A 20,892-nucleotide genomic window follows, 5' to 3' on the forward strand; every position below is an offset into this window, starting at 1 on the left:
CTTCAGAACTTGCGGCCCGCGCCCCAGTCTCCCTGGTCGCATTTGCCGACGAAGCCGGGCTTGTCCTTGATCTCGACCATGCCGGTGCGCCGGTCGATGTTCACGCTGAGCCTGTTGAGGCCGTTGACCTGATAGCGCGCCGTGATGCGGTCGGGCGACATCTGCACATCCTCCAGCTGCCACCAACCGTCGACACCGCCGGAATGCAGGGGCGGAATCATCTTGTCGCTCAGGTGGATGCGTCCCCGGCCATCGCGGAACTCGAACTGCACACCGGTCTGGAACTGCTCGTTCGCAGACTCCACGCGCTGCGTGGGCTCGTAGTGCTTGCGCCTGTCGTTCCACTCGTAGCCCGAGTGGCTGGAGAACACTGCATGCTCGCCCTGACCGTAACAGATGAGTGTGAGCTCGTCCGGCTGGTGCGGGCGCGGCGGTATGTCGCCTGCCACACCTCCAGGACGACAGTTCTGCTCAGGGATGCGGTTGATCGACGCGTAGCGGCCATCGTCGGTGGAAATCGCCACGCAGGCACGCTGCGCGTCGCTCCACCAGAAGGTCCAGGATTGTTCCCGCACGCGGGTGGCGCGCACCTGCTGGTAGCCACGCGCCTGCATCTGGGTTTCCCCGCCGGCGCCGCGCGCGCCGACAAGATCGGCAAGGTCCGGCGGGGTCTGTGCCTGTGCTGTCGCAACGCACAGCGTCGCAAGAAGTCCAACCGTCAATATCCGGCTTGTCATATGTCACTCCGTTCTGTCGGCATGATGCCATTCTCGCCGCAGCGGGTGCGGTTGCTCAATGACAGCAATGTCGCGAGACGGTGATTTACAAAAGCTGGGCGACCGGCCAAGCCGGTTGATCAGTTCCAAGGGAGAGCCAAGCGCTTGGCTCTGCGACTGCCATATCCCAAACGCATGCACAAAGCATTCAAGTGTCCGCGACGGATGAAAGAGTCAGCCACCAAGCAACGACAGACTCAGAGCTTGGCCCCAACCCATATGCCTCTGCACCAGGCCCTCTGCCTTCCCGGCAATGACGATATCCGGGTGCTCGCTTTTATCAGCGTTGTCAGCCACTGCATGCCAAACATCGCCCACCCGCTGAAAGCGCCGCACAAGCATCTGCCCTTCCCACGCGAATGCATAGACGCTGCCACGGCGCGGCGTTCCATCCGCACGATTGAGCAAGAGCACGGCCCCATCCCGGATCGTGGGCTCCATGCTGGTTCCTGCCACATGGACGAGGGCCGCGTTCACCGCACTGACACCAACTGAGCACAAAAAGTCGCGCCGGAACTGCAATGCGCCAAGCTCCGCCACAAGAGCGCTCCCAACATCCGAGTCTTCGGTCACGCCGACGCTGAGTTGCGAGACCTGAACGAAGTCGCTGTGTTCTTCATCCCCGTCAAGGGAATATTTCGGCAGGTTCAGCGCCTCTTCTATCTCCCGCGCCAGCTTCGCGCCTATGGGCTTTCTCCCTCTCAAGCGATCAGACCAATAACTCGATGTCCGGCCAAGTCGATTGATCAACTCCAAAGGGGAGCCCGAGTTGTCGCCCTTCCGACTGGTCCTGCCCAAGCGCAGGCAAAGGGCATTCAAGTTCGCACAACGGATATTTGACGTGTCGCTCATGGGTGTACTTGAGCCCACGAATTACACCAAAGGGTGTTAACAAGAAGCGATTCCAACGATGCAATGGCGATTGATCGTTTCTGTGAATGCACGCTTGCCCTTATTCCATGCACATCACCCACCACTTCACCCCCGGCCTGCGCTTCGCCGCACGCTGGAAGTACGCCGCCCGCGCGCCATCGGGCCGGGCCTGTTGGTCGGGGCAGCCGGATGCGGGCAGGGCCGATCCGCATGGCGCCTGGTGGTGTGTGCGGCGCTGCGCTGCCGTGCTGCGGCGGGAGATGTGGCAGTCGGTGGATCTGCCGCCAGGCATGCCCTTGCGGCCGGGGCCGGAAGATGTGGCGCTGGCTCTGCACGCGCTGATGCCGCGTTGGCAGGTGCAGCTCAGCGCTGGGGCTGGGCACATGCCCATGCAGTCCTGCACCCGGGCGCTGCTGGCCGGCGGCGGGGCCGTGCTGCAACTGCAGTCAGAGGCGCTGCACCGGTGCCCACAGAGCACGTTCTGGGCCTGGGTGATTGGTGTGGAGATGCATCAGAGAATGCTGCCCGCGCCGGTGAAGCCATGGCCGTCATGCCGCGCGCCCCGCCCCGTCGCGCTACTCGCCATTCCCTTTGGCTGGAGCATGCCCTGGGCCTGTGGCTATGCGGCGCGGGTGCAGGTGAACCGCGACGGGCATTGCGATGTGGATGGCATTGACGGGCAGTGGCGCGAGTGCCGCTGCCTGGCCGCAATCACGCTGTCGCCCGCGCAACGCGGCAATGCAAAGCCATTGGCGGGGCACGCACCGTGTTGAAGTCCACCACGACAAGGTCCCACATGGATGAGACCACGCACCTCACCCACCGCTTCACCCGAGGGCTTCGCTTTGACGGACTGTGGACCTACTCGGCGCTCACGCCTTCAGGCCGAGCCTACTGGGCACGACTGCCGGCAACCCGGGCAGGCGGCATGGCTGCAGCAGATCCACAGCGGGCCTGGTGATGCGTGCGCCAGTGCGTTGCAGTGCTCAATCGCAGGCCCTGGCGTTCCGCGCATCTGCCCTCGGGCCTGCCTGCGCAGCCGGAATGTGGCTGGCGTGCATCACGCTGGAGCAGTTGGGCGCGGGTTGAGCTGTGGTCGCGGCAGCCAGGCGCCCTGCGCAGCACGCCTCAGGTCGGCGTGTCCACGTCATCCCAGTCATTGCCCTCGAAGCGCACCAGCCAGTTCAGGGCGTGGTGGCGCTCCATGAGCACGTCGGCGTTCAGCCCCACGGGCGCGGGCTGCTGCACCTGGGCCTGGCGCACGATCCAGTGCAGGCGGTAGTGCTGGTCCAGGGCGTCGAGGATGTCGCTGTCGGGCCGCATGCGTGCGGCATGCAGGGCGCCTTGCAAGTCGCTGGCCTGCAGCAGGACGCGCGAGGTGAGCGGCACGTCGCAGATGGCATCGGGGAACGGCAGCGTATCGACCAAGCCCAGCGCCCATTCCAGCAAGTACGCGGCTTCGTAGCGCCAGCCGAACTTGGCGATGGCCTCTTCGGAGGGCTGGGCAGTGGCCATGAAGTCGCGCTCGTTGGGAGTGAGCGCGGCCTGGGCGGCTGGCAGGCGGTGGAACAGCTCGTCGGGCGTGAGCGGTTCGCCACTGTTCATTGCTTCGTTCATTGCTTCGTTCAGCGATTCGGCGCGCACGGCCACGGCCAGCAGGGCGAAGGCGCGTGCGGCGATCTCGTCGGGCGCGCGCATGCGCAGTTCGGGCTCGGAGATCAGCGGCGGCAGGCTGGCCGCTGGCATGAAGCCGCGCTGCGCCAGCGTCTGCTCGCTGCGCTGCTTGCGCTGCCAGGCCTGCTGCGGATAGGGCAGCGCGGCCTGTTCATCGGGCTCGGCGCCGTTGGCGGCCAGCAGGATGTGGCCCTGCGGGTCGCGAATGCTGCCGTCCGCCAGAAATGCGATGGCGTTGGCGCGCTGTGCCCAGCCGGCAAAGGCATCGAGCTGCTCCGGCGCAATGCCCAGGCTCAGGTGCTGCTGCACGCGCTGGATGTGGCGCATGGCGTGGTAGCGGTTGCGCGTCATCTGCCCATCGCCGCGCCCCAGCACATAGCCGACAAAGCCGGAAAGATGCGGTGCCAGCTCGGGGTCCGACAGATCGCGGCGCCCGGCCAGCGTGTGCGGAAAGTCAAGCGCAGGAAGGTCCCAGACGGTGCAGTAGGCGTTGATGAGTACTTCGTCCTTTGCAGCATCCGCCTGGGGTTCTTGCAGCTGGCGCTGGTGTTGCGGGTGTTCCTGTGGGCGAGCGGGCTCGGGTGCAGGCTTGCTGAATGCGGTCTTGAGGCGGGTAAGGAGGTTTTTCATGTTCACGGACTGGGTTCCGGGATGGGCTGCGGGATGGGGAACAGCAGGAATCGCCCTGCCTCTTGGCCACGGTACGGCCTGCAGATGGCGGGTGACTCAGCCCCCCAGCTCCAGCACCGCCATGCGGTCATACAGCGTGGCCCGCGAGATGCCCAGCTGGCGCGCCGTGGCCAGTTTGTTGCCGCTGTTGGCGGCCAGGGTGGCGGTGATGGCCTTGCGTTCCAGCTCGGCCACCTGCTGGGCCAGGGGGCGCAGCAGGTCGGTGTCGGCGGGGCTGTTGTGGGCAGGGGACGGGGCGGGCGCAGTCTCGGGGCCGGGCGCAGGGGCAGCGGGTTCCACGCCGGATGAGCGCAGCACTTCGCGCAGTTGTTCTGCGTTGATGGCGGTGTCTTCGCTGCGCATGGCGGCCTGCTCCAGCACGTTGCGCAGCTCACGGATGTTGCCGCGCCAGGTCTGGCCGGCCAGCAGGGCCAGGGCGTCGGGCAGCAGTTCGGGCGGGGGCATGTCGTTGCGCAGGGCCAGTTCTTCGGAGAGGACTTCGACCAGTGCCGGGATGTCGCGCCTGCGTTCGCGCAGCGGGGGCACGCGGATGGGCAGCACGTGCAGGCGGTAGAAGAGGTCTTCCCGGAAGCGGCCGTCGCGCACCATCTGCGGCAGGTCGCGCGAGGTGGCTGCCACCACGCGCACGTCAAAGCGCACGAGCTGGTTGGAGCCCAGCGGTTCGATCTCGCCTTCCTGCAGCGCGCGCAGCAGCTTGGCCTGCAGGTTCAGGGGCATGTCGCCGATTTCGTCGAGGAACAGCGTGCCGCCGTCGGCCAGCCTGAATTTGCCGTCGCGCGGCTTGCGGTCTGCGCCGGTGTAGGCGCCGGGGGCAACGCCGAAGAATTCGGCCTCCAGCAAGGCGTCCGGCACGGCGGCGATGTTGACGGTGACGAAGGGGCCGCCGCTGCGGGCCGATGCGGCGTGGATGGCATGGGCCAGCAGCTCCTTGCCGGTGCCGGTCTCGCCCAGCAGCAGCACGGGGCTGAGCGACTGGGCCGCGCGGCGCGCCTGGCGCTTGACCTCCACGGCGGCCGGGCTGCTGCCGACAAAGCTGGCAAAACTGTACTTGGCGCGGCGCTCGCCCTGCACGGCAACGCGCAGGCTGCGGTTGCGCTGAGCGGCCAGCTCGCGCCGGGCCTCGTCCAGGTCGCGCTGCAGAACGGCGAATTTGCTGATCAGGGGCTGCAGCGTGGTCTCCGGCTGGTCGAACAGCACGATGCCGATGGCGCCGATGACCGCGCCCGCATCGTCCTTGAGCGGGATGCGGCTGACCACGAAGGTGCCGGCGCGGTTGGTGAGCAGGTCGATGAGCACGGGCTCGCCGGTTTCCAGCACGCGGCGCATGCGGGTGTTGGGGATGACGTCCTCGACCATGTGGCCCAGGAACTCATCCACCGAGGCCACGCCCAGGTCGGGCAGGAAGCGCTGGTAGCCCTCGTTGACCCAGACGATGCGCCCCGCCCTGTCGGCCAGGAACATGCCCTGGCTCATGGTGGAGAACAGCTGGAACATGGAGCGCGCTGCCAGCGCGAGGATGCCGTCGGCATCGAGCGGCAGGGGCTGGACCAGGGTGGGTGTGGGCGGCATGGATGGCATCCTAGCCGAGTCGCCCCTGCCAGGCTGCGGCACTCAGCCCTGCTCGATGGCGACCTGGGCGCAGATGGCGCAGCACATCTGCGCAGCCTGCTCGTTGGCGATGAAGTAGTAGATGCTGACGCCTTCGCGGCGCCGGCCCAGCACGCCGGCCTGGTACAGCGTGTTCAGGTGCTGGGACATGTTGGGCTGCGTGGTGGCGATGCTGGCGAGCAGCTCGGTCACGTTCTTCTCGCCATTGCACAACACGCTGATGATCTTCAGGCGCACGGGCGCCGCCATGGCACGGAACAACTCCGCAGCGCTCTCGAAAACGCTGTCGTCGCTCAGGTCCATGCTGTCATTGCGGCTGTCCATAGGCGTCTGTCATCCTGGTATACGGCGGGAGGGCAAGGGGGCTGGCATGCTTTGCCGCCCGACCGGGCTAGTTTATAGCCCGCAGGGCGGCAGCGCAGGCTCGGTGCGGCTTGATGGAAGGCAAGCCGCCCTGTCATCGCTCAGAAATCAACCGTGGCCGACAGCATGAAGGTGCGCGGTGCGCCCAGCCCGAGGCTGGTCCACAGCGGCGTGGCCCAGTAGGCCTTGTTGGCCACGTTGGTGATGCTGCCGCGCAGCGTGAGCGGATGGCCGGCCGCCGTGGTCACGTAGCGCGCGCCGATGTCGAACACGGTGCGGCCCGGCACGGACAGCGAGTTGTCGGCATTGATGTACTGCCTGGACGCCGTGGTGGCGTTGGCCGTCAGCGTCAGGCCCTGCACGGCGGGCAGGTCCCACTCCACGCCCAGCTTGCCCTGCAGCCTGGGCACGCCCGCCGCCAGCTTGCCCTGGTTCACGCCGCCTGCCGTGCGGGTGAGCTTGGGCTGTACGTAGGCAATGCCGCCCATCAGGCGCACGCCCGTGGCCACGTTGCCGAAGAAGCCCCATTCCACGCCCCGGTTGCGCTGCTCGCCGCCGAAGGAGAAGACGTTGGAGACGGGATCGGTGTAGCCGTTGGGCCGCTGGATCTCATAGAGGCTGAAGGTGTGGGCGAAGTCGCCCAGGTCCAGCTTCAGGCCCAGCTCCTTTTGCCGGGACTTGTAGGGCGCGAACACTTCGCCCGCGTTGGCCGCCGTCATGGGTGCGGTGGCGCGCTGGCTCAGGCCTTCGATGTAGTTGGCGTAGACCGAGACACGCTCGCTGGCCTTCACCAGCAGCGCGGCGGCCGGCGTGGTGGCGCCTTCGTCATAGCGCGCGGTGCGCGCGCCCGTGGCCACGTTGAAGGTGTCGCTGAGCACCTGCTGGCGGCGCAGGCCCAGGGTGAGCTGCACGCGGTCCTGCGCGAAGGACAGGGTGTCGGCCACGCCGATGCTGGTCAGCCGCAGTTCGGTGCGCGAGATCGGGGGGGCGTTGAAGCTGGTGGCCGGGCCCCAGATGGGGTGGTAGATGTTGGTGATCCAGTCCTGGGCCAGCACGTTGCGGCGGCCGAACTGCTTGTCGGTATGCGTGTAGTAGGTGGCGTTGAGCGCCCACTGGTGGCCCACGCCGGCCGTGTTGAACTTGCCCTTGAGGCCGGCCTCGGCCGACTTCTTGTCCATCTCGAAGCCCAGGTCGGCCAGGTTGGTGCGGTAGTCGCCGGCCGTGTTGAAGACCTGGATCAGGTAGGCCCCCGTGGAACGATACCGGGTCTTGCTGGTGCCCACGGCGGCATAGGCCGTGACGCGGTCGCCCAGGTCGAGTTCGCCGCGCACCATGGCGCCCTTGTCCTTGGTGTCGTAGAAGGCCCAGCTGGGGTTGAGCAGGGTGTCGGCCTTGGGCGGCCTGGGCACGGGCAGGCCTGCGGCCAGGTTGATGCCGCGGTTCAGGCCGTCGGTGCGGTCCTCGCTGCTGTACAGGTCGGCCGACAGGCGGGCACGATCGCCGCGCCAGTCCAGGCCCAGCGAGGCCAGCCGGGTCTCTTTTTCCTGATGGTTCACGGCGCCGTCGCCGTCGCGCAGCACGCCGTTGAAGCGGATGCCGAACTGCTTGCGCTCGCCGAACCGCCGGCCCAGGTCGATGTGGGCGCCCAGCTGCGCATCCGACATGAAGGAGGTGGTCAGCCGCGTCAGCGTCTCGTCGCCCGCGCGCTTGGGCACGAGGTTGACCGTGCCGCCCACCGAGCCGCCGGGCGGCATGCCGTTGAGCAGGGCCGAGGGGCCCTTGAGCACGTCCACGCGCTCGAACATTTCTGGCGATGCGCGGTAGAACGGCGCCACGCCGAACAGCCCGCCAAAGGTCACATCGCCAATGCTGGAGCTGAAGCCGCGAATGGAGTAGTTCTCGCTGATGATGCCGGTCATGCCCGTGCTGAACACGGTGGGGTCGGCGGCCGAGATCACGTCGGTGATGTCGCGGGCCTGGCGGTCGGCGATGAATTTCTCGGTGTAGCTGATGGTGTTGAAGGGCGTCTCCATGAAGTCCTTGTCGCCCAGCAGGCCCATGCGGCCGCCTGTGGAGACCTGGCCGCCGGCATAGGCTTCCGGCGCCTGCTGAGCCTGTGCGCGCACGGTGACGGCAGGCATGAGCACGCCGCCGTCCACGGGCGCTGCCGCGTTGCGGTCGCGGCCCAGGGTGTAGCTGCCGTTGGCTTCGCGCAGGGCGCGCAGGCCCTGGCCGCGCAGCAGCTCGGCAAAGCCTTCGGCCACGCTGTAGCTGCCCGACAGGCCTGCGCTGCTGCGGCCTTGCAGCAGGCTGGAATCCACCGTCAGCTCCACGCCGGCCGCTGCGGCAAAGGCGTTGAGCGCCTGGCCCAGCGGGCCGGCCGGGATGCTGAAGGCGCGGCGGGCCTCGCCGGGTGCCCCCCCGGAGGCGGCTCCAGATGCGGCCCCCTGGGCAGCCGCCTGCGCCAGCGCGGACGGCATGGCCACGGCCAGGCCCCCCAGTGCCAGGCCCGCCATGCAGAGCATGTGCACGGCGATGGCCGTGTGCCTGCAGGCAAAGGCCGGGTGCGGCAGGGCGCGCGATGCGCCGTTGTGCGCGGGGCGGGATGGATGGCGTAGTGCCATGCGGGACTCCTTTCGATTCGGGTAGGCGTTGGGTGTTTCACCTTGTCTTCCGAACGAGAAAGCCAAACCCTCAATCGAGAATGCGATCAATTTGCAACCGCAGCGGCTACCGGGCCCGCGCCCGCTGCCGGCGCATCGCCGTAGCCCTTGAGCACGTCATCGACCATGAGCTTCACCGAGGTCACGCTGGCCGCCGTGACGTACCAGGCCTCGGAATCGACGAAGACCACGCGGTTGTTCTTCCAGGCGCTGGTCTGGCGCAGCAGCGGGTTGTCCATGCCTGCGGCGTCCATGCCGGGGCGGCGCTGCATGATGGCCGTGCGGTCGATCACGTAGAGGATGTCCGGGTTGGCCTGCTGGATGAATTCGCTGGAGATGGGCTGGCCGTGCAGGTCGGCCTCGGCCGCCGTGCTGGCGGGCCTGACGCCCAGCGCGTTGAAGACAAAGCCGTAGCGCGACTGCGGGCCGAACGAGGTGAAGGCGCCGTTGTTGTGCATGACGATGAGGGCCGTCTCCGCACGGCCCTCGGTGGCGCGCCGGGCCTGGGCCACCTTGTCGTCCATCTCGGCGGCCTTGGCGCGCGCCAGGTCCTGCTTGCCGAAGATGCGGCCCAGGGTCAGCAGATGATCGCGCACGGTGTCCAGGTGCCGGGTGCCGCTGTTCCTGAAGTCCACGTCGAAATGCACGGTGGGCGCAAAGCCCGAAAGCTCCTGGTAGGCGCTGGCCTGGATGGGCGAGATCAGCACCAGGTCGGGCTTGAGCGCATGCACGCGCTCCAGGTTGGGCTGGACGATGGAGCCCAGGTCCTGCACGTTGCCATCGTCCTTGTACCGGGCCAGGAAGTGGGGCACGAAGTCCTTGGGCATGCCGGCAATGGGCACGCCGAGCTGGTCGAGGAAGTCGGCCTCGTTCATGTCCAGCGCGGCCACGCGCTGCGGCGGGCGCTCCACCACCGTGGTGCCCAGCTGGTGCTGCACCGTGACGGGCGTGAACTCGCCGGCCGCCGCCTGCGGCGCTGCGGCCTGGGTCGTGGGTGTGGCGGGCCGGTCGCAGGCCGACAGGCAAAGCGCTGCCGCCAGCGCAAGCATGGGCGCGCGGTGGGGAATGCGGAAAAGATGGGTCATGGGCTTTCTCTCCTGAAAAATGGCATGCATTGCTTGACTGTTTTTTGGTGGCGCCGGTGCTCGGCTCAGGCCCGGCCGCGCCCGCGCACCATGAGTGCAAGGAAGTAGCTGCCGCATACCAGGTTGACGAGGATGCCCACCGAGGTGCGGTAGTTGAAGACATGCTCCACCGCCAGTTGCGCCGCGATGAAGATGGACACGGCCACGGCACAGCCCAGCGGCAGCGTGACCCGGTGGCGCGCCGTGCCCGCCAGCGCATAGCTGATGTGGGCCACGAAGATGCCCATGAAGGCCGTGGGCCCCAGCAGGCTGGTGGACACCGCCACCAGCGCGGCAATCAGCGCCAGCTGCAGGCGCAGCTGGCGCTGGTAGTGCACGCCCAGCGAGATGGCCTGCTCGCGCCCCAGGGCCAGCACGTCCAGCACGGGCAGGCTGCGCCGCACGATCACGCAGGCCACGGCCACGATCAGTGCCGACCACAGCAGCTGCGCGGGCCGGGCGCGGTTGAACGAGGTGTAGCTGTAGCCCTGCAGCACCGAGAATTCGCCCGGGCTGATGCGCAGCTGCACGAACTGCGTGAAGGTGCCTATCACCATGCCCAGCACCAGGCCCAGCAGCAGCAGGAAGTACACGTTGTCGCGGCCCCCGCCCAGCAGCCAGCGGTGCAGGGCCCAGGAGTAGCCCAGCATGCACGCCACCGACAGCCAGAAGTTGCCGCTGGGGCCCAGCACCACCAGGCTTTGCACGCCCATGGCCAGCACCAGCAGCGCCTGCAGCAGCAGGTAGACCGCCTCGTAGCCCATGATGGCGGGGGTGAGGATGCGGTTGCCCGCAAGCGTCTGGAAGACGATGGACGACAGCGCAATGCAGATGCCGCCGATGACGATGGCCGACAGCCGCGTCAGCCGCCGTGCAATGACGTAGCCGAAGTCCAGCCCCGAGCCCAGCAGCACGAAGCAGGCCGCCAGCGCGACGGCAACCACGGCAGCCGCAATCCACGCGGTGGTGTGAGGCAAGGCCTTGCGCATCACGGCCTCCTGCGCAGGATGAGCACGAGGAAGAGCACGCCGCCCACGCTGCCCGCCGTCAGGCCGATCGGCACCTCGAAGGGGTGCATGATCAGCCGGCCCACGATGTCGCAGGCCAGCAGCAGCGAGGCGCCGCTGAGCGCGACGATGGGCAGGGTGCGGCCCAGGTTCTCGCCGCATCGCATGGCCACCAGGTTGGGAATGACCAGGCCCACGAAGGGAATGGCGCCCACGGTGATGACCGTGGCCGAGACGGTGACCGCCACCAGCACCAGGCCCAGCGTGGCCAGCGCCGGATAGCTCAGCCCCAGGCTGGTGGCCATGCCCTCGCCCATGCCCAGCACGGTGAAGCGGTGCGCAAACGCATAGGTCAGCACCACGATGGGCACGATGAGGTAGATGATCTCGTAGTGGCCCTGCACGACGCGCGAGAAGTCGCCCAGCAGCCAGCCCTGCATGCTTTGCAGCAGGTTGTGGCGGAAGGCATGGAACTCGGCGATGGCGCTGAGCACGCTGCCGTACATCAGGCCGACCACAGGCACCAGCACCAGGTTGCGCAGGCGCATGCGGCGGATGATGGCCACGTACAGCAGGCTGGCGCCCAGGCAGAACACCAGCGCGAACACCATGCGCCAGGCCACGCCCCACGCGCCCGAGGTGAAGGCCGAGGCGGGCGCCACCGTCAGCGACACCAGAATGCCCAGCTTGGCCGCGTCCAGACCGCCGCAGGTAGCAGGCTCCACAAAGCGGTTCTGCACGATCTGCTGCAGCACCACGCCGCACACCGACAGCCCCACCCCCGTGAGCACCAGCGCTGCCAGGCGCGGCAGGCGGCTGGCCGTGAGGGTGAGCCAGGCATCGCCCGACAGCGACAGCAGCTGCCCCCATTCCACCTGCCGCGCGCCGGTGAGCACGGAGGCGCAGCACAGCGCGGCAAACGGCAGCAGCCACGGCGCCAGGCGCGGGACCTGCGTCCCTGTCGTTGGCTTCGCAGGCTCGCTCAACGGAGGTCCTCACCCGTGCCCGTGCCCGTGCCCGTGCCCGTGCCCGCTACCGTGTCCGTGCCCGCAATGCGCCAGCCCTTGGCGGCGCGCCGCCGCGCCAGAAAGCGCGCATACAGGCCCTGCGCCTGTGCCAGCTGCTGCGGCGTGCCCTGCTCGCTGACGCGGCCCTGGTCCAGCACGATGATCTGGTCGGCCATGGCCACGGTGGACAGCTGGTGGGCAATCACGATCAGCGTGCGCCGGCCGCGCAGCCGCGCCAGCGCCTGGGCGATGGCGGCCTGGTTTTCGGCATCCAGCGCGGCCGTGGCCTCGTCGATCAGCAAAATGGGCGCATCCTTGATGAGCGCACGCGCGATGGCGATGCGCTGGCGCTCGCCGCCCGACAGGCGCGCCCCGCCCTCGCCCACCGGCGTGTCCAGGCCCTGCGGCAGGCGCTCGATGATTTCGGCCACGCCGGCCTGGCGGGCGGCTTCCATCACCTCGGCATCGCTGGCCTGCGGGCGGCCCATGCGGATGTTGTCGGCAATGGAGCCCTGGAAAAGGTAGCTGTCCTGGAAGATCTGGCTGATCTGCCCGGCCAGCCGCTCGCCCGCGATCTGGCGCACGTCGATGCCGCCCACCAGAACGCTGCCCTGCTGCACATCGAAAAAGCGTGCGACCAGCCGCAGCACGGACGATTTGCCAGAGCCCGAGGCGCCCACCAGCGCCGTCATCGAGCCCGGCTCCACGCGCAGGCTCAGGCCGCGCAGCACCTCGGGCTGGCCCGGCGCGTAGCGGAACACCACATCGCGCAGCTCCACCGAGGCATTGCACGGCGCCTGGGGCACGGCAGGCTCGGGCAGCGGCTGGACCGCGAGGATGTCGCGCACGGCATCGAGCTGCACGCGCGCGGCGCGCAGCGAGTCGGCGTAGCCTGCCACCTCCAGCAGCGGATCGACATGGCGGCAGGCCAGCAGCAGGGCCACGATCACGGGGATGGCAGCTTCCATTCCCATGCCCTGTGCTGCAACGCCGCCCAGGCGCTCGTCCAGCCACAGCGCGCCGGCCACCAGCAGGGCCGCAAACACGGCCTGCATGGCCCAGCCGTTGAGCACGCCCGACAGCGCCGCCAGGCGAATGGACTGCGCGCCGGATGCGCGCTGCCGGCCCAGTGCCTGCTCCAGCCAGCGCGTGCCGCCGCCTTCGCCATTGAAGGCGCGCAGCACGGACTGCGCCTGCGCAAACTCCACCATGCGCTGGCTGGCGCCGGCCATGCTGCGCTGCAGGCGCTCGTCGGCACGGCGGCCCAGGTGCGCGGTGACCAGCAGCACGCCGGCCAGCAGCGGCAGCGCCAGCAGTGCAATCAGGCCCATGCGCCAGTCCATGGCACACAGCGCGGCCACCACGGCAACGGGCGCCACGGCGCCGCTGAACACGGGCGTGAACACATGGGCCGGCAGCTGGGCCACTTCCATCATTCCCTGCGAGACAACGTGGTTGAGCCGGGCCGTGTTCTCGGGCGTGAACCATCCCACGGGCAGGCGGGCCACATGGTCGCCAAGCCGGTGGCGCGCCACGCGCAGCACGGCGGCGCCCAGGCCCAGGCCGGCCTTTTCCACCTGGCGCTGCCAGGCCCAGCACAACACCACGCCCGCCAGCAGCACGGCCAGCCAGGCCGCGGCGCCGCGCGTATCGCCTGCCAGCAGGCGCGACGCCACGGGCACCAGGGCCGTGACGACCAGCCCGCTGAGCAGGCCATGCAGCACGGCCATGCAGGCATAGCGGCGGAAAAGCCGGGCGTCGTCGCCCAGCAGTTGCATCAGGGTCTTCAGCATGGGGGCAGCTCCGTGGCCAGGGCGGGGGTGGAAGGCAGGGATTGGGAGGGCTGTGATTCGTACCCGCCCAGCGCCCACAACCGTGCGTAGCGTCCGCCCAGCGCCAGCAGCTCGGCATGGCGGCCACGCTCGCGGATGGCTCCGCCTTCCACCACCAGGATCTGGTCCGCATGCATGACGGTATCCAGCCGGTGAGCGATGACCAGCAGGGTGCGTCCGGCGGCCAGGCGCGACAGGGCTTCCTGGATGGCGGCCTCGCTCTCGGCATCGGCAGCGGCCGTGGGTTCGTCCAGCACCAGCACGGGCGCATCCAGCAGCACGGCGCGCGCAATGCTCAGGCGCTGCTGTTCGCCCCCGGACAGCTGGGCGTCTTCGCCGATCACGGAGTCATAGCCGCGCGGCAGCGCCAGGATGCGTTCATGGATGTGGGCGGCGCGCGCCGCCTCTTCCACCTCCTGCGCGCTGGCCGAGGGCCGGCCCAGTGCGATGTTCTCGCGCACGCTGGCATGCACCAGGCGCACGTCCTGCAGCACAAAGGCCAGGTGGCGGTACAGCTGTGCGGTCTCGATCTGCCGCAGGTCCACCCCGCCCAGCGTGATGCGCCCTTCGTTCGGGTCGAAGAAGCGCAGCAGCAGCCGGGCGAGCGTGGACTTGCCCGCGCCCGAGCCCCCCACCACGGCGGTCACCGTGCCGGGCCTGAGCGTGAAATCCATGCCCTTGAGCACGTCATGCCCCGCCTCGTAGGCATGGCCCACGCCTTCGAAGCGGACTTCGCAGCCTTGGGGCAGCCTGCATTGATCGGCGGCCGGTTGCTCCAGCACGGGCGTGCGCAGCAGCGCCTGCACGCGCTGGGCGGCGCCCGTGGCGTGGTTGAGCGCATGCAGGTTGAAGCTGAGCAGCTGCAGCGGCGCGCTGATGCCCGGCGCCACCAGGGCAAAGGGCAGCACGTCCACGGGCGCCATCCAGCCCAGGGCCGTGAACAGCGTGCCAAAGGCCAGCACCACCCCCAGCACGGCCACGGGCGCGATCAGCGCATTGGCATTGGCGCGCGCCGACACCAGCGGACGCGCAAAGCCGAGGAAGGCGTCGGTAAAGCCATCGACGGCCTCGCGGTAGCTGCCATGTGCTCGGCCGCTGGCGCCAAAGGCCTTGACCACGGGAATGCCGTGCACGAACTCCACCACCGCGTTGTTGATGCGCGCCAGTCCCGCGCCAAAGGCCGGCATGTGGGCACTGCTGGCCCGCATGGCGTGGCGCATCACCAGAAAGAAGATGCCGAACGGCAGGGCCGAGACCAGGGCCATGCGCCAGTCCATGGCCACCAGGTAGACCGCAGAAGCGGCCACCGTGCCCGCGCCGCGCCCCACCGTGGTGTAGAAGTGCGCGGTCAGCTCGTGCAGGGTGGCCACGTCGTCCTGCATGGCCTGCTTGACCTGGCCCGAGGCCCGCTCGGTGAACCAGCCCAGCGGCACACGCGCCAGCCGCTGCATGGCCGACAGGCGCAGCCCGTGGGTGAGACGGTTGTCGGCCAGATGTGCAACCAGCTCGCCCGCCGACACCAGGGCCATGCCCGCGAACAGGCAGACAAGGCACAGCGCGATGACGTGCCAGGCATCTGCCGCCACCATGCCGCCATCGGCCAGCGCCAGCCGCGCGATGTGGGCGATGCCGGCCAGCGGCGCCAGCGCCAGCACGGCGCCCGCAAACGACAGCAGCGCGGCAAGAACAAGCTGCGCGCGGATGGGCTGCAGCGTCTGCGCAATGGGGCCGGGGCCGGCCTGGGCGTCATCGGCCTCGGGTGAGTGCATGGGTTCTCCTGGAAGGCATGGCGGATCAGAAAAGAACAGAAAACAAGGGCTCTTGCCTGTCTTCCGAACGAGAACGCCAAACCCTCAATCCCCAGGGGCAGAAAGTTGAATCAGCCGGTAACGGGTTCCGAGAAACGGGGAAGGCGCCGCGATGAAAGAAGCCTCAGCCCGCCGCCTGCACCGTGACCCAGTAGCGCGTGCGCGAGACCACCTGCACGGGCAGGCCCAGGGCCAGGTTGTGCAGGGCGCGGTCGGTGTCGCGCAACGAGAACACGCCCGTGACGCGCAGGCCTGCCACCTGTGGGTCGCAGCGCAGCAGGCCTGTGCGGTAGCGCGCCAGCTCGGCCACCAGCTCGCCCAGCGGCATGTTGTCGGCCACCAGCACGCCGCGCGCCCAGGCGGCGGCACTTTCCTGCGCAGGCACCGGAGCCCGGGCCTGCTCGCCAGTGAAGACGGCGCCCTGCCCCGCATCCACGCGCACCACCTGGCCCGGCGCCCTGGCAGGACGCACCTCCACCGCGCCCTCGAACACGGCCACGCGTGAATGCTCTTCTTCCTGGCGCAGCGTGAAGCGCGTGCCCAGGGCCTGCACCGTGCCGTGGCGCGAGCGCACGCGCAGCGGGCGGGGTGTGCTTTGCGGATCGGGCGCGGTGGTGACGAGGATTTCGCCGGCGCGCAGCAGGATCAGGCGCTCGGCATGGTCAAAGCGCAGGTCGATGGCCGAGGCAGAGGCCAGCACCACCTGCGTGCCATCCGGCAGCGTGATCTCTCGGACTTCACCGCGCGCCGTGCCATGGCTGGCGGCGGCGACCTGCCATGCATCGGTGCCGCGCACCACATGGGCAATGCCTCCGGCCGTGGCCATGAGGCCCAGCAACTGCATGGCACGGCGGCGGCCCCGGGGCGCCGGCGACGCAGCGGAGGTGTCCGCCAGCGTATGCCGCGCGATGCCGCCGGGCACGCTGCGCAGCTTGTCGTCAAAGGCCTGCAGCCGGCTCCAGGCCAGCTCGTGCCGCGGATGCTCGGCACGCCAGCGGGCGCAGGCGGCGCGGTCTTCATCGCTGGCGTCGTCAGCCCACAGGCGTGCCATCCATTCGGCGGCGCGCTGGACGATGGCCGGCTCCAGCGGCTCGCTGGCGGACGCAGTTGCGCAGGCGTCAGTGGATGCGGCTGACGCGGCCGATGCCGGAGATGAAGACATGCCGGCCACTCAGCACACGGCGCCGTGCAGCGCCTGGTAGCAGGCCAGCAGGCCGGCAGCGATGTATTTCTCCACCGAGGACACGGACACGCCCAGCTCGGCCGCGATATCTCGGTAGGCCATGCCGTCGAGCTTGCACAGCAGCAGGGCCTTGCGCGCCTTGGGCGGCAGGCCGTTCAGCGCGGCATCGATCTCCACCAGCGCCTCCAGCGCCAGGGCACGTGTTTCTTCGGAGGGCGCCATCTGCTCGGGCAGCAGGGCCAGCGCTTCAAGATAGGCCGCCTCCACGCGGCGGCGCCGGTACAGGTCGATCACCAGGCCGTTGGCGATCTGGGTGAGATGGCGGCGGTGCTCGTCGGCCGGCGGAACACGGCCGGTGCGCAGCAGTTGCAGGTAGACGTCGTGCGCCAGATCGGCCGCATCAAAGGCATTGCCCAGCTTGCGGCGCAGCAGGCCGCGCAGCCAGCCATGGTGATCGGTGTAGAGAATTTCGACTTGTTGCTGAAGCGCAAACTCGGCGGCGGCCACAGTACCCCTCCCTGTGCCCCAGGGCGCAGGTACGCCGGGGATGTATGACAAATGAGAACCATTTGCATTTTATATGGAAGCCAGCCCCCGCCGCCGCGACGCACTAGCGCTGTGGCAGGCCGGGCAGTATGGCGTTCAGGTCTACCGCGTTGGCCATGGCGCGGTTGCCTTCGTCGCCAGGATGCAGGTGGTCGCCCGAGTCGAAGCGCGCCGCCATGCGTGCCGGGTGGGCGCTGTCGCGCAGCACGGCGTCGAAGTCGATGACGGCATCGAAGGCGCCGCCCAGGCGTATCCAGGCGTTCACCTGCCGGCGCAGATCGTCCTTTTCGTCCTGGTAGTAGTCGTCCAGCGGCGTGCCTGGCAAGGCGCCCTCGAAAGGCGGCAAGGTGGCGCCGATCACGCGCAGGCCGTGGCTGCGCGCCCTGGCAACCAGCTGGCGATAGCCCTCTGCCATGTCCTGCAGCGTGGGGCGCTGCGCCCGCGGCGCAAAGGCCGTGCCGGGCCAGGAAATATCGTTGATGCCCAGCAGCACGATGAGGCTGCGCACACCGGGCTGGGCCAGCACATCACGCTCCAGCCGCGCCAGGGCATACGCGCCCATGCCGTCGGACAGCAGGCGCGCCCCCGAGATGCCGGCATTGACCACCGCCGCGCCGTGCGGCGCAAGGCGCGCGGCCAGGAAATCCGGCCAGCGGCTGTCCCTGTCCAGGCTGGCCGTGGCGCCGTCGGTGATGGAGTCGCCCATCACCGCTACCACGGGCACCGCGGGCGCCGCGGGGTCGGCCTCGACCTGAATACCCGCCAACAGCGGGCGGGCCGTGCTGCTGAGCGTGCCAGGAGCCGAAGTCCGCAGCGCCGCAGCCGCGGCCTGGTCGCCCGCCACGATCCAGCCGGTCTGACGCCCATCCCAGTGAAAACTCTGCACAGGCGTGGCACCGGGCAGGTACAGGCTCACGGCCACCTGCGACAGCGAGGCCAGCGGCAAGGCCACAGGGTCGCTGACCAGGGATGCGCCTGCGGCAATGGTGGCTTGCGCGCTGCCGCCAAAGGTCACGGCCTGCAGGCTGCCGGACTCGACGGCGCCTGCCGGCAACGGCTTTGCCACGGTCGCCCTGCCCACGGTCACAGGCTGGCCGCCGTAGGCGTTGGACAGCACGATGCGCAGGCGCGGCCCGCCCAGGCTGATGCGCGCCACCTGGCGCACGGTCTGGTCCTGCAGCACAGCGGGCAGGTTGGTGGGAAAGAGGAAATCCGCCCCCCAGACCGGCTGCGGGCTGGCCTGCCACGTGGCAGCCCAGTGGGAGACTTCAGCCGAACCCGCCGGCGCCGTTGAATCCGCCATGGCTGGCGTGGAAATCACAAGCGCCAGAAGGGCCGCGCCCGAGGCCGTGGAAAGCGATGGAAAAAGTTGCCGCATGCAAGGAATCCGATGTCTGTCGATGGCTGGATCATGGATTCAAGGGCGGCGCGGGACTAGACGGTCTGCTGGAACACCATCTGTGAATGGAAGGCATCAACCAGCTGACGAAAAAAGCCCCTGCCTCGAAAGGCAGGGGCTGTCAGGGGCCCGTGGACGCCATGCGTAGCATCGACGGGCCGGCTAGCAACGGGTTGGCGTCAGCCGGCAGTGGCCTGCGGCGAGGGCTTGGGCTGCAGGCGCTTGAGCACGCGCGGCACGATGAGCACGCAGGCCACGATGATGATCAGCGTCAGCGACATGGGGCGCTGCAGGAAGATCCACCAGCTGCCTTCGCCGATGGACACGGCGTTGCGCATCTGCGCCTCGGCCAGGGGGCCCAGGATCATGCCCACCACCACGGGCGCGGTGGGGAAGTCGAAGCGGCGCATGATCACGCCCAGTACGCCGATGCCGTACAGCAGGAACAGGTCGAACGCGCTCTGGCGCATGCCGTAGGCACCCACGGTGGCGAAGATCAGGATGCCGGCGTACAGCTGGGGACGCGGAATCTTGAGCAGCTTGACCCACAGGCCCACCATGGGCAGGTTGAGCACCAGCAGCATCAGGTTGCCGATGTACAGCGAGGCGATCAGCGCCCAGACCAGGGCCGCGGACGAGCTGAACAGCTGCGGGCCGGGGTTGATGCCGTAGTTCTGGAAGGCGCCCAGCAGCACGGCCGTGGTGTTGCTGGTGGGAATGCCCAGGGTCAGCAGCGGGATCAGCGCGGCGGTCACGGTGGCGTTGTTGGCCGCCTCTGGGCCGGCCACGCCTTCGATGGCGCCCTTGTTGCCGAACTCAGCACGGTCCTCGCCCTTGGCCAGTTTCTTCTCGGTGGCATAGCTCAGGAAGGTCGGAATCTCGGTGCCGCCGGCGGGAATGCAGCCGAAGGGCGTGCCGATGACGGTGCCGCGCAGCCACGCGGGCCACGAACGCTTCCAGTCACGGCCGGTCATGTGCACGCGGCCCATCTTGTTTTGCGTATCGACGACCTTGCCTTCGTACATGGCGGCGTACAGCACTTCGGCCACGGCGAACAGGCCCACGGCCACGAGCACGATGTCCACGCCGTCCAGCAGTTCCATCTTGCCCATGGTGTAGCGCGCAGCGCCCGAGATCTGGTCCATGCCGATGCAGCCCAGCGCCAGCCCCAGGAACAGGGCCGTCATGCCGCGCAATGCGCTCTGGCCCAGCACGGCGCTCACGGTGGTGAACGCCAGCACCATCAGCATGAAGTACTCGGGCGGGCCCAGCTTGACGGCGAAGTCGGCCACCGAAGGCGCGAACAGCGTGACGACCACGGTGGCCACGGTGCCGGCCACGAAGGAGCCGATGGCGGAGGTGGCCAGCGCGGCGCCCGCGCGGCCGCTCTTGGCCATCTTGTTGCCCTCCATGGCCGTGACCATGCTCGCGGTCTCCCCGGGAGTGTTCAGCAGGATGGAGGTGGTGGAGCCGCCGTACATGGCGCCGTAGTAGATGCCCGCGAAGAAGATCATCGAGGCGGTGACATCGACCTTGGCGGTGATGGGCAGCAGCATGGCCACGGCCACGGCCGGTCCGATGCCGGGCAGCACGCCCACGGCCGTGCCCAGGGCGCAGCCGACCAGGGCCCACAGCAGGTTGGCCGGAGTGATGGCGGTGGCAAAGCCCGCCAGCAGTGCGTCAAAGATTTCCATTACAGCCACCCCGTCTCAGTCAGGCCCGGCAGGTTGATCGCCAGGAATTGCGTGAAGGCCCAGAACACGGGCGCCGAGATCAGCAGCCCGGTGACCACGTCCTTGGCCCAGGTGATGGGCTTGCCCGCCTGGGCCTGGCCGCCGGCACGGCGCAGGCCCTGCACGGCCAGCACGTAGCAGACGGTGCAGCTGACGATGAAGCCCACGGTGCCGATCAGCACGGCATTGACCAGCAGGCCCGTCGACACCCAGACGAAGGCGCCGATGTCGGCTCGTGGGTGGCCGCCCCCGCAAGAGGCTTCGCGAAAGCCGCCCGTGCGTGCCTCCCAGACCAGCCAGGCGCCGCAGACTGCGAGCACCAAGGCACACAGCCAGGGCAGGAAATTGGGGCCGACGCCGCCGTAGCCGGCATCGCCAGGGATTTGCAGCGCGCCGAAGGCCAGGCCTGCGGCGACAAGCAGCACGCCGGAGCCGACGATGGTCTGCGCGCGTACCGAGGGAAAGCCGCTGGGCTCATCGGCCTGGGCGGCATCCGTGGCAAGTGGATTGGGTTGTGAGGACTCGGACATGGTCAGTTCCTGGCCGCAGCGGGACCGGCGACCGGGCCGGCCACCGCTGCAGACGTGGGGAAAAAATTAAGCCGCC

At 68.8% G+C, this 20,892-nt stretch carries 17 protein-coding genes; 1 reads left to right on the forward strand and 16 read right to left on the reverse strand.

Features of this window, described 5'->3' with window-relative positions; translation table 11 throughout:
• Nucleotides 1-2: 2 nt before the first annotated feature.
• Together HFGMBDPB_RS19795 and HFGMBDPB_RS19800 are read right to left on the reverse strand one after the other, a co-directional pair.
• Nucleotides 3-722, reverse strand: a complete 720-nt coding sequence (locus HFGMBDPB_RS19795; protein WP_249343552.1) for a hypothetical protein — start codon at nucleotides 720-722, stop codon at nucleotides 3-5.
• A gap of 228 nt (nucleotides 723-950) precedes the next feature.
• Nucleotides 951-1,628, reverse strand: coding sequence for a S24 family peptidase (locus tag HFGMBDPB_RS19800; RefSeq protein WP_212646063.1), 678 nt, complete (start codon nucleotides 1,626-1,628; stop codon nucleotides 951-953).
• 107 nt (nucleotides 1,629-1,735) lie between these two features.
• On the opposite strand from HFGMBDPB_RS19800, the gene HFGMBDPB_RS19805 reads away from it, so the two are divergent.
• Nucleotides 1,736-2,422 carry a hypothetical protein gene (locus HFGMBDPB_RS19805; RefSeq protein ID WP_212646064.1) on the forward strand — a complete coding sequence of 229 codons (687 nt, stop codon included), beginning with the start codon at nucleotides 1,736-1,738 and terminating at the stop codon, nucleotides 2,420-2,422.
• A gap of 355 nt (nucleotides 2,423-2,777) precedes the next feature.
• On the opposite strand, the gene HFGMBDPB_RS19810 is transcribed toward HFGMBDPB_RS19805, so the two are convergent.
• The 14 genes from HFGMBDPB_RS19810 to HFGMBDPB_RS19875 form a co-directional block, all read right to left on the reverse strand.
• A complete protein-coding gene (locus HFGMBDPB_RS19810; protein ID WP_212646065.1) occupies nucleotides 2,778-3,953 on the reverse strand; it encodes a DUF4272 domain-containing protein in 1,176 nt (391 codons plus the stop codon).
• Between the two features lie 96 nt (nucleotides 3,954-4,049).
• Nucleotides 4,050-5,582, reverse strand: coding sequence for a sigma-54 interaction domain-containing protein (locus HFGMBDPB_RS19815; RefSeq protein WP_154834834.1), 1,533 nt, complete (start codon nucleotides 5,580-5,582; stop codon nucleotides 4,050-4,052).
• A 42-nt stretch (nucleotides 5,583-5,624) separates the two neighbouring features.
• A complete protein-coding gene (locus HFGMBDPB_RS19820; RefSeq protein WP_212646066.1) occupies nucleotides 5,625-5,945 on the reverse strand; it encodes an ArsR/SmtB family transcription factor in 321 nt (106 codons plus the stop codon).
• A gap of 140 nt (nucleotides 5,946-6,085) precedes the next feature.
• Nucleotides 6,086-8,608, reverse strand: coding sequence for a TonB-dependent receptor (locus HFGMBDPB_RS19825; protein ID WP_212646067.1), 2,523 nt, complete (start codon nucleotides 8,606-8,608; stop codon nucleotides 6,086-6,088).
• An 86-nt stretch (nucleotides 8,609-8,694) separates the two neighbouring features.
• A complete protein-coding gene (locus HFGMBDPB_RS19830; RefSeq protein ID WP_212646068.1) occupies nucleotides 8,695-9,732 on the reverse strand; it encodes a siderophore ABC transporter substrate-binding protein in 1,038 nt (345 codons plus the stop codon).
• A gap of 65 nt (nucleotides 9,733-9,797) precedes the next feature.
• On the reverse strand, nucleotides 9,798-10,760 hold the full coding sequence (locus HFGMBDPB_RS19835) for an iron chelate uptake ABC transporter family permease subunit (protein ID WP_047470984.1): 963 nt from the start codon (nucleotides 10,758-10,760) through the stop codon (nucleotides 9,798-9,800).
• Nucleotides 10,760-11,764, reverse strand: coding sequence for an ABC transporter permease (locus HFGMBDPB_RS19840; RefSeq protein WP_070080542.1), 1,005 nt, complete (start codon nucleotides 11,762-11,764; stop codon nucleotides 10,760-10,762). The genes HFGMBDPB_RS19835 and HFGMBDPB_RS19840 overlap by 1 nt, the downstream gene beginning before the upstream one ends.
• Nucleotides 11,761-13,578, reverse strand: a complete 1,818-nt coding sequence (locus HFGMBDPB_RS19845; protein ID WP_212646069.1) for an ABC transporter ATP-binding protein — start codon at nucleotides 13,576-13,578, stop codon at nucleotides 11,761-11,763. Before HFGMBDPB_RS19845 ends, HFGMBDPB_RS19840 begins: the two co-directional genes overlap by 4 nt.
• Entirely contained in the window at nucleotides 13,572-15,386 is a 1,815-nt protein-coding gene (locus HFGMBDPB_RS19850; protein ID WP_212646070.1) for an ABC transporter ATP-binding protein, read from the reverse strand. The genes HFGMBDPB_RS19845 and HFGMBDPB_RS19850 overlap by 7 nt, the downstream gene beginning before the upstream one ends.
• A gap of 163 nt (nucleotides 15,387-15,549) precedes the next feature.
• Complete coding sequence (locus HFGMBDPB_RS19855; RefSeq protein ID WP_212646071.1) at nucleotides 15,550-16,587, reverse strand: FecR domain-containing protein; 1,038 nt, start codon at nucleotides 16,585-16,587, stop codon at nucleotides 15,550-15,552.
• Nucleotides 16,588-16,596: 9 nt separating this feature from the next.
• Complete coding sequence (locus HFGMBDPB_RS19860; protein WP_212646072.1) at nucleotides 16,597-17,115, reverse strand: sigma-70 family RNA polymerase sigma factor; 519 nt, start codon at nucleotides 17,113-17,115, stop codon at nucleotides 16,597-16,599.
• Between the two features lie 103 nt (nucleotides 17,116-17,218).
• On the reverse strand, nucleotides 17,219-18,532 hold the full coding sequence (locus tag HFGMBDPB_RS19865) for an SGNH/GDSL hydrolase family protein (RefSeq protein WP_212646073.1): 1,314 nt from the start codon (nucleotides 18,530-18,532) through the stop codon (nucleotides 17,219-17,221).
• Between the two features lie 200 nt (nucleotides 18,533-18,732).
• The gene (locus HFGMBDPB_RS19870; RefSeq protein WP_212646074.1) at nucleotides 18,733-20,247 is read right to left on the reverse strand and encodes a tripartite tricarboxylate transporter permease; all 1,515 of its coding nucleotides are present in this window, start codon (nucleotides 20,245-20,247) and stop codon (nucleotides 18,733-18,735) included.
• On the reverse strand, nucleotides 20,247-20,816 hold the full coding sequence (locus HFGMBDPB_RS19875) for a tripartite tricarboxylate transporter TctB family protein (protein ID WP_016454030.1): 570 nt from the start codon (nucleotides 20,814-20,816) through the stop codon (nucleotides 20,247-20,249). The genes HFGMBDPB_RS19870 and HFGMBDPB_RS19875 overlap by 1 nt, the downstream gene beginning before the upstream one ends.
• Nucleotides 20,817-20,892 lie beyond the last annotated feature (76 nt).

Source organism: Delftia sp. PE138 (assembly GCF_018320755.1).
Lineage (GTDB): Bacteria > Pseudomonadota > Gammaproteobacteria > Burkholderiales > Burkholderiaceae_C > Comamonas > Comamonas tsuruhatensis.